We start from the raw sequence: 11,737 nt of genomic DNA, 5'->3' as shown, positions 1-11,737 counted from the left end.
TTTCTATTTACTTCGTTTGGCTTTTGCTATCATCGAAGGCGATTTGCTTCCATCCGATTGCTCGATTATCGTCCACCAATGTAATTGTCACGGAAAAATGAGCGCAGGAATCGCAAAACAGATCCGAAGCCTTTATCCGGAAGCATACGAAGTCGATCGGAATATTTCGGTTCCTTTCGGAGAACAACGTCTGGGTAACGTCTCTTACGCGCAGTCGGGGAATCGGCATCTCTTTAACCGAAGCGAATGCTAATAAAACTCCTATAAAACTCCTACAAAACAACATTCGCCCACACCTCTTATTGATGGAAGGAATAGGGTGGTTATGTGGAAATCCCATATGGACCGGAAATCGAAAGGAGATGTGTGAAGTGAATAAAAACGTTTCCAGTTCCCTTGTGTTTGTGTCAAATAAAGAAGGGAAGTATTATCGCGCAGACGGAGAAGGTTGTCGATTTTACTTTCTCCATGATCGCGTAGAGTTTCAGTTTGCAGTGGATGAAGAGGACGCGAAACTAGCTATCCCGTGACATCGGGAGCGTTTCAGACGATGTTACTCGGAACACAAGATGCTTTCGTTACCAAGTTCAATTCCGCAGGAACCTCGCTGGTGTATTCTACCTTCCTGGGCGGGAGTAATGTTGATATTGGATATGGCATCGTGGTGGATGGCTCAGGGAGTGCCTACGTGACCGGGGAAACCTTTTCTCCTGATTTCCCCACTTTTAACCCATGTTAGCCGGCCCTAGTGATGCTTTTATTACGAAATTGAATGTCTCCGGTTCCTCCCTCGTGTATTCTGGGAGTAGTACCGAAACGGGAAGGGCCATTGATCTCGATAGAGCGACTAACGCCTATGTCACAGGTGGTACAAACTCTATAGACTTTCCCAAAACAATAATGCCTTTCAGACGGTGTCTCGAGGATTAGAAGATGCTTTCGTTACCAAATTCATTCCGCAAGGGACCGCCCTGAGTTACTCTACTTATTTAGGTGGCACTTCTAATGATAGAGGATTTGGTATTGCAGTCGATTTCTTCGGAGAGGCTTGGGTGACGGGGAGAACGAATTCAACCAATTTTCCCGTTACCTCAGATGCGTTTCAAGATAGTAATGCTGGGCTCACCAATGCCTTTGTCACACAGATGAGCTTTTCCGGTCAGGGGCTGTCGTTTTCTTCTTCTCTCGAAAATAAAAAATAAAAGATAGTTTTCAAGATGACATATTTCCTTCCTTCATATGGATATATCCCACATTCGGAGCCTTTTTGAAAAGTGGAATGGCAAACGTATAATCACTTCACATTAATTGTTAATATACTATGGCGAAGCTGAAAGTGTGGAGGTAATGTGGTGGCTAAAGTAGTTGCACTAAAGAATAATAGTACATTTGTAGTTGATTTAATGATCAAGTACAATATTCCGGATATTCCGCTCCCTATTCAAGTGTTACATTTAGCGATTAGGAGAGGTGAGGCTGCTTCAATTAGTATTCCTAGTGAAGCTATTAATGTTTCTATCATCATAGATCAAGATTTAACTGACCCAACTGTAAATCCATTTAAGGAGCTTATCTTATTTGATCAGTCATTCCCATCCTTTAATCAAGTTATAAATAGAGGAATATTTTTTGTTACGACGGGGTCTTCTTTGAGAGATGAATTTGCCCGTGTTTCTTGGATAATTAGATAATAACCTCTTTCTTTATTAGTCGATGGGATCACCTGCGGTCAGTAAAGTGACTACAGAAGAGTAGATATAAAGGCGAAAAGACGCTGAAAAGCGCTATTACAATTTTTATGAAGAATAAACAAAAATAAATCTCGCAACCCACTTATATTTCACTCCTTCAGACGGCTATACGTTATAGAGGGAGTTTTTTTCTGTTCACTTCGCCTTGCTACGTTATCATCGAAGGAGATTTACTTCAATCCGGTTGCTCGATTATCGCTCACTAATGTAATTTCCAGGCATCGCAAAGCAGATCCGAAGCCTTTATCCGGAAGCATACGAAGCCGATTGCACTTCTCTGTTCTTTTCGGAGAACAACGTCTGGGTAACATCTCTTACGCACAACCAGGGAATCGGCATCTCTTTAACCGAAGCGAACGCTAATAAAACTCCTACAAAACAACATTCGCCCACACCTCTTTTGGGATGAAGGAATAGGGTGGTTATGTGGAAATCCCATATGGACCGGAAATCTAAAGGAGATGTGTGAAGTGAATAAAAACGTTTCCAGTTCCCTTGTGTTTGTGTCAAGTAAAGATGGGAAGTATTATCGTGCAGACGGAGAAGGTTGTCGATTTTTCTTTCTCCGTGATCGCGTGGAGTTTGAGTTTACAGGGGTTGAAGAGGACGCGAAACTGTCTCTCCGGTTTATCGATGCTCATCCGAATGTCGACATGCAGTTGGACGAAGAGAACCAGGTTACTTATAAAGGGGTCTGGGAGGGAATTGACCTCATTTTTTCAGGAAATGAGGAACAGTTAAAGTATGATGTTATTGTCTATCCTGGGGCTAGCGTTGCAGATGTTCGCTTGCGATATGAGGGTGGAGGGACGGTAAGTGTTGATGAAAATGGTGACTTATTTGTTCACACGCAACAAGGTGTACTCCGTGAAGGCAAGCCGGTTAGCTTTCAATGGAAAGTGGAAGGAAAACAAACGGTTCCGACGCAGTTTCACCTCCAAGAGGATCAATCCATCGGATTTGCAGTGGATAGGGAAACCTATGATTCGGCAAAAGTGCTTGTTATCGATCCCACCGTCTTCTACTCTACCTTCTTAGGGGGATCATCTTTTGATCAAGGAAATGGAATAGCAGTGGATTCTGCACGCAATGCCTATGTAACGGGGTTCACCATTTCCACTAATTTCCCTATTACAACGGGAGCGTTTCAGACAATGTTTTCGGGAGGTTCGGACGTATTTGTCAGCAAGTTGAATGAGGCAGGAAGCTCCCTTGTCTATTCGACGTATATTGGTGGGAGCCAATCTGATTTCGGAAATGGAATAGCAGTGGACTCCTCGAACAGTGCCTACGTAACGGGATTTACTAGTTCCACTAACTATCCCGTGACATCGGGAGCGTTTCAGACGATGTTACTCGGAACACAAGATGCTTTCGTTACCAAGTTGAATTCTGCAGGTTCCTCATTGGTGTATTCGACATATCTTGGTGGCTCGGCTGGATCGACGGGAGGAAATAGTATTGCACTAGACGGAAGCCTGAACGCGTATGTAACGGGACAGACAGATGCAACCAACTTTCCGACAACAGCGGGTGCCTTCCAATTGATGTTTGGAGGTGTCTTAGACGCTTTCGTTACCAAGTTCAATTCCGCAGGAACCTCGCTGGTGTATTCTACCTTCCTGGGCGGGAGTGATGTTGATATTGGATATGGCATCGTGGTAGATGGCTCAGGGAGTGCCTACGTGACAGGGGAAACCTTTTCCACTGATTTCCCCACTTTGAACGCTTTTCAACCCACGTTAGCCGGCCCTAGTGATGCTTTTATTACGAAATTGAATGTCTCGGGTTCCTCCCTCGTGTATTCTACCTACTTGGGTGGGAGTAGTACCGAAACGGGAAGGGCCATTGATCTCGATAGAGCGACTAACGCCTATGTCACAGGTGGTACAAACTCTATAGACTTTCCCACAACCAATAATGCCTTTCAGACGGTGTCTCGAGGATTAGAAGATGCTTTCGTTACCAAATTCATTCCGCAGGGGACCGCCCTGAGTTACTCTACTTATTTAGGTGGCACTTCTAATGATAGAGGATTTGGTATTGCAGTCGATTTCTTCGGAGAGGCTTGGGTGACGGGGAGAACGAGTTCAACCAATTTTCCCGTTACCTCAGATGCGTTTCAAGATAGTAATGCTGGGCTCACCAATGCCTTTGTCACACAGATGAGCTTTTCCGGTCAGGGGCTGTCGTATTCTTCTTATCTTGGAGGTGGGAATATAGATGTTGGAAATGATGTCGCTGTTGACTCCGCTGGGTCTGCCTATTTTACAGGTAGCACCAGTTCTAGCGATTTCCCTGTTACCTTGGATGCGTTCCAGCTTCTATATGGCGGAGGAACCGATGCTTACGTCGTCAAAATAGGGCAACGAACCGCTGTTGGTGCAACAGGTCCGACAGGTCCAGCAGGAGCCACAGGACCGCAAGGTTCAACGGGATCGACAGGTCCAGCAGGTCCGGCAGGAGCTACTGGACCGCAAGGTCCAAGAGGACCGAGAGGTCAGAGGGGACCAAGAGGTCCGCGTGGTGCAGGTGGGGGAGAATTTGGCGGTTAGCATTTATCCATCTTCGTAAGAAAAAATAGTTCCCGTAAACCACTTGTATGTTGCTCCCTCAGACGGCTAACCGTTATAGAGGGAGTTTTTTTCTGTTTTCTTCGTTTAATCACGAAAGAAGGGACGCAAATGATCCATATCATCGAAGGCGACCTACTTCAATCCGATTGCTCGGTTATCGCTCACCAATGCAATTGTCATGGGAAAATGGGTGTAGGCATCGCAAAGCAGATTCGAAGCCTTTATCCGGAAGCATACGAAGCCGAGCGTAACTTTCTGTTCCTTTCGGAGAACAACGTCTGGGTAACGTCTCTTACGCGCAGTCGGGGAATCGGCATCTCTTTAACCGAAGCGAACGCTAATAAAACTCCTATAAAACTCCTATAAAACAACATTCGCCCACACCTCTTATTGGAGAAAGGAATAGGGTGGTTATGTGGAAATCCCATATGGACCGGAAATCTAAAGGAGATGTGTGAAGTGAATAAAAACGTTTCCAGTTCCCTTATGTTTGTGTCAAGTAAAAAAGGGTGTAACGAAGAGTATTGCTACCGCGCAGACGGAGAAGGTTGTCGATTTACCTTTCTCCATGATCGCGTAGAGTTTCAGTTTGCAGTGGATGAAGAGGACGCGAAACTGGCTCTCCGATTTATCGATGCTCATCCGAATGTCGACATGCAGTTGGACGAAGAGAACCAGGTTACGTATAAAGGGATCTGGGAGGGAATTGACCTCATTTTTTCAGGAAACGAGGAACAGTTAAAGTATGATGTTATGGTCTATCCTGGGGCTAGCGTTGCAGATGTTCGCTTGCGATATGAGGGTGGAGGGACGGTAAGCATTGATGAATATGGTGACTTATTTGTTCACACGCAACAAGGTGTCCTCCGCGAAGGCAAGCCGGTTAGCTTTCAATGGACAGCGGGAGGAAAACAAACCGTTCCAACACAGTTTCACATCCAAGAGGATCAATCCATCGGATTTGCAGTGGATAAGACAACCTATGATTCGGCAAAAGCACTCGTTATCGATCCCATCGTCTTCTACTCTACCTACTTAGGGGGATCGGCTAATGACAAAGGAAACGGAATAGCGGTGGATTCTTCACGGAACGCCTATGTAACGGGGCAAACGCTTTCAACTAATTTTCCCGTCACATCGGGTGCGTTTCAGGTGATGAATGCGGGGAATCGGGACGTATTTGTCAGCAAATTCAATGAGGCGGGGAGCTCCCTTGTCTATTCAACGTATATTGGTGGGAGATTCCCGGATTTTGGAATGGGTATTGCTGTGGACTCCTCGAACAGTGCCTACGTAACGGGATTAACTAGTTCCACTAACTACCCCGTGACATCTGGAGCATTTCAAACAATGATTCTCTCGGTAGCTTTACAGGATGCTTTCGTTACCAAGTTGAATTCCGCAGGGTCCTCGCTGGTGTATTCGACTTACCTCGGTGGCTCGGCTGGAATAAACACAGGATTTGGTATTACACTAGACGGAAATCTTAATGCATATGTAACAGGACTTACAGCTGCAACCAACTTTCCGACGACACCCGGTGCCTTCCAAACCATATTTGGGGGAGGAGTACGTGATGCCTTTGTGACAAAATTGAATACTCTAGGAACCTCGCTAGTGTATTCAACCTTCTTAGGAGGGAGCAATCAAGATCTGGGGAACGGCATTGTGGTAGATAGTCTTGGGAGTGCTTATGTGACAGGGAGCACCCGTTCCTCTGATTTCCCCGTTACTTCCGGCGCCTTTCAAACCATATTTGCTGGCGCCTGCGATGCCTTTATTACCAAGTTGAATTCCGCAGGGTCCTCGTTGGTGTATTCCACCTTCTTGGGTGGAAGGAATCTTGATGGGGGACGAGGCATTGATCTCGATGGAGCGAATAATGCCTACGTTGTAGGAGGAACTTTTTCTACTGATTTCCCTGTCACCAATAATGCCTTTCAGACAGTGTTGCAAGGAGAGCAGGATGCTTTCGTTACCAAACTCAATGCGGTGGGAAGCGCTCTGATTTACTCCACTTATTTAGGCGGGAGTTTGCTTGACCAAGGATTGGGTATTGCAGTCGATGCCTTCGGAGCGGCTTGGGTGACGGGAAGAACAGTATCAACGAATTTTCCCGTCACCTCGAATGCCTTTCAGAATCGTCTAGCGGGCTCATTCGATGCCTTCGTCACGCAGGTGAGCTTTTCCGGTCAGGGGCTGTCGTTTTCTTCGTATCTGGGAGGAAGGGCTACCGATCGTGGAAATGGTGTCGCTGTTGACTCCGCCGAGTCGGCTTATTTTACGGGTTCTACCATATCCACCGACTTTCCTGTTACTTTCAATGCTTTCCAATCGATATTCGGAGGAAATAGTGATGCCTTCGTCACCAAAGTCGGGCAACTCACTTCTGTTGGGGCAACGGGTCCAACGGGTGCAACAGGACCGGCCGGAGCCACCGGAGCGCAAGGTCCAAGAGGACCGAGAGGAAGGCGTGGTCCGAGAGGACCAAGAGGTCCGCGTGGCACAGGTGGCGGAGAGTTTAGTGCTTAGCAATTACCCATCTTCGTAAGAAAAAATAGTTCCCGTAAACCACTTGTATGTTGCTCCCTTAGAAGGCTCTACGTTACGAGGGAGTTTTTTTCTGCTCCGACACCTAAGCGAAGAAAACAATAGCTCAAAATCCGTCCAGTGTGGCGGGTTTTTTGTGTCTTCATTACGCGAATAAAAGGAGGCGATGACTAATCGAAGAGTTACGAGAGAGGATGCGTCGTATTCGCTTGGATTAACCGTATGAAACTTTGACTCGGGTATACAATGACAAATGTTTGGGTGAAATAGGGCGCCTATGTGTCGTTCGTACGCAGAGTCAAATGGATGCCGCGAAAAGAAAGTTCAACGTTGGCAAGGACCGTAGTCACTTTTCGTTTACCGATATGGAGAACATACGTGAGGTGATTGCTACGCTATCGACGGCTCATTGTGGTCACTTATTACACTAATAGCGTGACCAAAGGCGCCAAGCATAGCAAACTCGCTCCCAGCGTAACGGTCATCCATTCCGCTTTGCTCCAATAAAAAAAGCGCTCCCTAGCGCCGTCCATTGACCATGCAGAAGCCTCTCATTTTCCTCTTGCTCTCTCTACTCCCGAAACCCGCGATCCATGAGCCGTTTCACTTCGTCAATGGGAATAGCAAAGCCGATGCTTTGCGAGGGATAGATGATGAGTGTATTGATCCCGATGACCTCTCCTTTAATGTTGATCAGGGGTCCGCCGCTATTCCCTGGATTAATGGCCGCATCGGTTTGAATGACATTGCTATAGAAGCGGTCTCCCACCTTAAGCGGTCGATCTTTTCCGCTGATTACACCCAAGGTGACCGTATGATCCAGGCCTAGTGGATTTCCGACAGCACGTAAATTGACCATAAATTATAAGCAACAAGACGTTGAATCTACGCCATATTTGGTGCTCTTCGTTATTATGTAACATAGAGGCATCTATTCGCCGCCGAAAAAAAATAAAAAATAAATCTCGCAACCACTTGTATCTCACTCCTTCAGACGGCTATACGTTATAGAAGGAGTTTTTCTGTTTACTTCGTTTAGCTATACTACCATCGAAAGCAATCGAAAGGAGGAACGTCATATGATTCTTATCATCGAAGGCGATCGGCTTCAACCGATTACTCGATTATCGCCCACCAATGCAATGGTCAAGGAAAAATGGGCGCTGGCATCGCAAAGCAGATCCGAAGCCTTTATCCGGAAGCATACGAAGCCGACCTTAACGTTTCTTACGCACAATCAGGGAGTCGGTAGGCTAAGAGATGAATATTCTGATACCAATTGCAGAAAATACGCAGTTAATATACCGTTCGTTGCACCTCCCAGAATCGAAGTATATAATCAAAATAAGCAGTTCTAGACAGGAACATTTTAATAGGCAAGAAGGGTGAGCAAATTGTATAAAGTCTTGGATTTATTCTCCGGATGTGGAGGACTGAGTGAAGGGTTTGTGAGAGCAGGATTCGACGTTGCAGTATCAATTGAGATAGAAGCGAAAGCATGTGAAACACAACAGCAAAACCATCCTGAAACCAAAGTAATACAAGGGGATTTGACTAAGTTGAGTCCACAACAACTTGCAGCTAGTGAAAATATAGAAGAGTTTGATCTAGTTATCGGCGGACCGCCGTGTCAAGGCTTTTCATTGATTGGTACGAGACTAGGGACTAGCAAGAAATTCGGGGAGTTTGGTGAGGACCCGAGGAATAAATTGTATAAAGAGTTTGTAAAATATGTTCGGTATTTCCAACCTAAGGTTTTTCTAATGGAGAATGTACCTGGATTGTACTCAATGGATAATGGTGCTGTTAAAAATGATATTGAACGAGACTTCTCTATTGACGGATCAAACGGAGAGTATTTAGGATATAACGTAGTTTCTGGGATTGTAAAGGCAGTTGAATTTGGAGTCCCGCAAAATCGGGAGCGCTTGATTTTTATTGGAGTTAGGAAGGATCTTCAGAAAAAAGCAAGTATTCCTGAGGCTGTTTACGGTCATGATAATTACTTTACTGTGGAAGATGCAATTAAAGACTTACCAGTATTAGATATTAAAGATGGGGAATACGAAATTCCTCATGTCTATACAAAAAATGAATATATTGATATGCTAAATGGTGGAACTATTAATAGGCAGAACAATTACAAAGTAGGGCATATCTATAACCATATAACTAGATTTCACAATGATCGTGACCGAGAGCTATTTAGGGCTTTAGAGCCGTTTCAAAAGTTGAAAGACCTAGATCCTGATATTATACCTATTAGGTTGCGAAAGGGTTTTCATGACTTCTATAGGAAGATGGACTTTAAAAGGCCTTCACCCACAATTATAGCTCATTTGTATAAAGATGGTTTAGCGTTTATCCATCCTGATACTGACCAAGCAAGATCAATTTCAGTTAGAGAAGCCGCAAGATTACAGAGTTTTCCTGATGACTTCGTGTTTGCGGGTTCTCAAACTGCTATGTTTAAGCAGATAGGAAATGCGGTACCTCCCTTGTTAGCGTACCATCTTGCGTTGCACGTAAAGAATATGCTCTCAGAAGATAGAAAAGAGGTAGAGAGAATTGTCATTAACGTTTAAGACGAGAGAGGATTTGTCGAGCTGGGAAAAGTCATATTGGTACTTACGTATGTTAGTAAATACTGATAGGTATGGAGGTTTGCATAGAGATGGTAGAAAGTTAAGCAAGCTCCAAGAATTTTTATTAGCGTCCTACCAGAGAACATGTAGCACTGAGGACTCTGATCAAATCAAATGTAAAATAATGTACCAAGTACTGAAAGAAGTTATCTTAGAGGGTGTTAGAGAGCAAACAAAAAAATACTACCAGACTCTAGCTTTTTTGAAGAGTCTTGAAGACTTTTTGACAATCCCGAAGGACTTTTTTGTATTTGCTGTTGTGATTAGAGATGTTCTTCTACCAACAAACAGCGCAGTTAATGAAGTTCCCTCTAAAGAAGGAATTGACTTTGCAAGAACATATGCGAAAGCAGTTTTGGATGAAAAAAAAGAGGAAGGTTTATCTAATTTAATTAGAGAATGGGACATAATTACTGAAGATATTTGTTTAAACAGGGAAAGAGAAATAATAAATGGGCTTTTTATCGAAGTGAAAAAATCATTTGAAGGTAATCTTTCTAACGAGGAACTTGATATGGTGTTAACTGCAACCTGCCAAGAGTTTGAAAGGAGAGTCAGTCAGAAAAGAAAACAGAGAGCTGGTAATGATTTGGAAAGTGCAACATCGTTTATTCTTGACTACTTTGGATTCAAATCCGCTAGTGGTCCTGAACATTTTAATGCGGGCATGGAACTCGATAATTGGATTAAGGATAGAAAAGGATGGTATATAGGCATTAGCTTAAAAAGGACACTAAGGGAGCGCTGGAAACAAACTTATTCAACCGAAATTGCATTAATGGATAGATATAAAATTAAGTATATTATACATCTCCTTAATAACGACAGAGACTTATCCGATACAAAAATTGGTGAGATGGGGGGATATAGACATTTATTCTTTGTAGCAGATGATTCAAAAGTGCTTGAGGAGTATCGTGAGCATGTTGCTTTAAAAGGATACATTTATCCAATGACTTCACTCATTTCTAAACTTAAAGAATTAACTATGTAAAGTACATTATTGAATTACATACATCTATGAAGATCACCCGTCCAGCGTGGCGGGTTTTTTGTGTCTTCATTACGCAAACAAAACAAGGAGGCGATGACTAATCGAAGAGCTACGAGAGCGGATGCGTCGTATTCGTTTGGATAAACCTGATGGACCGTTATACCCGATAGGGGGCAATAACTTTGCTGACCAATCTGGCCGTCCATTCCAAGCCAAATCACATCAGCAAATCGAAGCCGCAAAGAGGTTCTTTAACATCGGCAAAGACCGCCGTCATTTTTCGTTTACCGATATGGAGAACATACGTGAGGTGATTGCTACGCTATCCACTGCTCATTGCGGTCACTTATTACACTTACAATGCTACATGGAGCTGTATACGGGGTTCCTGATCCGCGAAGACAAGGAGTACATGTCGTGGGACGATGCGAGAAAGGTACTCAACGTTAGCAAGCGTTCCATGACGGATTTCAAGAAGGCTATGCTAAACAACGACATCATCGAAAGAACCGCGAATGAAGACGGAGAAGTCGTGTTGAGAGTGAATCCACGCTATCATTTCCGCAACGAATTACCGGAGAACAAGCGTGTCATCAAGACGTTTACGAATCGGCTTAAGGAGATGGCCGAAGAGCTAAAACCGCATGAAGTCGGTATGATCTACAAATTATTGCCGTATATTCATCAGAATACGAATACGATCTGTTCCAATCCGTTTGAACGTAATCCCGCAAAGATTGAGCAGCTAATGGGAGAGCAAATCGCGGAGCTATGTGACCTCTCTAACGCAAAGATGTCGCGGTATCTTCGTCTGACTGTCGGAGATCAGTACGTCTTCGCTAAGGTGAGCGTAGGGCGTAAGCGATACTACAAGTTGAATCCCTGGATCTTCTATCGAAAAAACGGTAAGCCTGACGATACGTTGACGGAGATGTTTGCGATTAAGAAGAAGAGAAAGCGATAAATTTTAAGTAGATGAATGGGCATGTTCTTGACAGAGAAGTGCAGGTGAGGTTGATGCTGAGTGAGAGTTTAAGGTTATTTAAGAAAGAGGTGACGATGTTTAGTGTGGTAAAATTGTTGCAAGGTGAAAGGAGTACGAAGTAATGGAAATATTTAAAGGTAGGGTGGTTTGCCCTCTATGTTTTGGAAATGGGCTAGTAGATGAAGTGCGAATAGTCAAGCTCCATAAAATCCTCTATATCTGCGATGAATGCGAAG

At 44.2% G+C, this 11,737-nt stretch carries 13 protein-coding genes; 12 read left to right on the top strand and 1 reads right to left on the bottom strand.

Annotated elements, in window-relative coordinates; genetic code table 11:
- Positions 1 to 371 precede the first annotated feature (371 nt).
- The 8 genes from AC6RGY_RS15075 to AC6RGY_RS15040 all read left to right on the top strand — a co-directional run bounded on the left by AC6RGY_RS15075 (position 372) and on the right by AC6RGY_RS15040 (position 6,859).
- Entirely contained in the window at positions 372 to 530 is a 159-nt protein-coding gene (locus AC6RGY_RS15075; RefSeq protein WP_499864357.1) for a hypothetical protein, read from the top strand.
- Between the two features lie 20 nt (positions 531 to 550).
- Positions 551 to 739 (top strand): SBBP repeat-containing protein, encoded by a 189-nt coding sequence (locus tag AC6RGY_RS15070; RefSeq protein WP_499864355.1) that lies wholly within the window; start codon positions 551 to 553, stop codon positions 737 to 739.
- Positions 733 to 930, top strand: coding sequence for an SBBP repeat-containing protein (locus AC6RGY_RS15065; protein WP_499864353.1), 198 nt, complete (start codon positions 733 to 735; stop codon positions 928 to 930). The genes AC6RGY_RS15070 and AC6RGY_RS15065 overlap by 7 nt, the downstream gene beginning before the upstream one ends.
- Positions 915 to 1,202: an SBBP repeat-containing protein gene (locus AC6RGY_RS15060; protein ID WP_499864352.1), complete on the top strand. Its 288-nt coding sequence runs from the start codon at positions 915 to 917 to the stop codon at positions 1,200 to 1,202. The genes AC6RGY_RS15065 and AC6RGY_RS15060 overlap by 16 nt, the downstream gene beginning before the upstream one ends.
- A 150-nt stretch (positions 1,203 to 1,352) precedes the next feature.
- A complete protein-coding gene (locus AC6RGY_RS15055) occupies positions 1,353 to 1,691 on the top strand; it encodes a hypothetical protein (RefSeq protein WP_499864350.1) in 339 nt (112 codons plus the stop codon).
- A gap of 530 nt (positions 1,692 to 2,221) precedes the next feature.
- On the top strand, positions 2,222 to 4,306 hold the full coding sequence (locus AC6RGY_RS15050; RefSeq protein ID WP_499864348.1) for an SBBP repeat-containing protein: 2,085 nt from the start codon (positions 2,222 to 2,224) through the stop codon (positions 4,304 to 4,306).
- Between the two features lie 129 nt (positions 4,307 to 4,435).
- Positions 4,436 to 4,693 carry a hypothetical protein gene (locus AC6RGY_RS15045; RefSeq protein ID WP_499864346.1) on the top strand — a complete coding sequence of 86 codons (258 nt, stop codon included), beginning with the start codon at positions 4,436 to 4,438 and terminating at the stop codon, positions 4,691 to 4,693.
- 93 nt (positions 4,694 to 4,786) lie between these two features.
- Positions 4,787 to 6,859, top strand: coding sequence for an SBBP repeat-containing protein (locus AC6RGY_RS15040; RefSeq protein WP_499864344.1), 2,073 nt, complete (start codon positions 4,787 to 4,789; stop codon positions 6,857 to 6,859).
- Between the two features lie 589 nt (positions 6,860 to 7,448).
- Here the strand turns inward: AC6RGY_RS15040 and AC6RGY_RS15035 are convergent.
- The gene (locus AC6RGY_RS15035) at positions 7,449 to 7,736 is read right to left on the bottom strand and encodes a S1C family serine protease (protein ID WP_499864342.1); all 288 of its coding nucleotides are present in this window, start codon (positions 7,734 to 7,736) and stop codon (positions 7,449 to 7,451) included.
- Positions 7,737 to 7,956: 220 nt separating this feature from the next.
- Between AC6RGY_RS15035 and AC6RGY_RS15030 the strand changes: the two genes are divergently transcribed.
- The 4 genes from AC6RGY_RS15030 to AC6RGY_RS15015 all read left to right on the top strand — a co-directional run bounded on the left by AC6RGY_RS15030 (position 7,957) and on the right by AC6RGY_RS15015 (position 11,480).
- Positions 7,957 to 8,235 (top strand): hypothetical protein, encoded by a 279-nt coding sequence (locus tag AC6RGY_RS15030; RefSeq protein ID WP_499864340.1) that lies wholly within the window; start codon positions 7,957 to 7,959, stop codon positions 8,233 to 8,235.
- A gap of 36 nt (positions 8,236 to 8,271) precedes the next feature.
- Positions 8,272 to 9,462 carry a DNA cytosine methyltransferase gene (locus tag AC6RGY_RS15025; protein WP_499864338.1) on the top strand — a complete coding sequence of 397 codons (1,191 nt, stop codon included), beginning with the start codon at positions 8,272 to 8,274 and terminating at the stop codon, positions 9,460 to 9,462.
- A complete protein-coding gene (locus tag AC6RGY_RS15020; protein WP_499864336.1) occupies positions 9,446 to 10,516 on the top strand; it encodes a PDDEXK family nuclease in 1,071 nt (356 codons plus the stop codon). Before AC6RGY_RS15025 ends, AC6RGY_RS15020 begins: the two co-directional genes overlap by 17 nt.
- 121 nt (positions 10,517 to 10,637) lie before the next feature.
- The gene (locus AC6RGY_RS15015) at positions 10,638 to 11,480 is read left to right on the top strand and encodes a hypothetical protein (RefSeq protein ID WP_499864334.1); all 843 of its coding nucleotides are present in this window, start codon (positions 10,638 to 10,640) and stop codon (positions 11,478 to 11,480) included.
- Positions 11,481 to 11,737 lie beyond the last annotated feature (257 nt).

Source organism: Mechercharimyces mesophilus (assembly GCF_059818345.1).
The sequence above is the reverse complement of the archived record's forward strand: the minus strand, read 5'-3'. Positions and strand labels throughout refer to the sequence as shown.

Coding starts and splice junctions, on each gene's coding strand:
- AC6RGY_RS15070 (WP_499864355.1), top strand. CDS start 551: ATGTTACTCGGAACACAAGATGCTTTCGTTACCAAGTTCAATTCCGCA.
- AC6RGY_RS15065 (WP_499864353.1), top strand. CDS start 733: ATGTTAGCCGGCCCTAGTGATGCTTTTATTACGAAATTGAATGTCTCC.
- AC6RGY_RS15045 (WP_499864346.1), top strand. CDS start 4,436: ATGATCCATATCATCGAAGGCGACCTACTTCAATCCGATTGCTCGGTT.
- AC6RGY_RS15035 (WP_499864342.1), bottom strand. CDS start 7,736: ATGGTCAATTTACGTGCTGTCGGAAATCCACTAGGCCTGGATCATACG.
- AC6RGY_RS15030 (WP_499864340.1), top strand. CDS start 7,957: ATGATTCTTATCATCGAAGGCGATCGGCTTCAACCGATTACTCGATTA.
- AC6RGY_RS15015 (WP_499864334.1), top strand. CDS start 10,638: ATGCGTCGTATTCGTTTGGATAAACCTGATGGACCGTTATACCCGATA.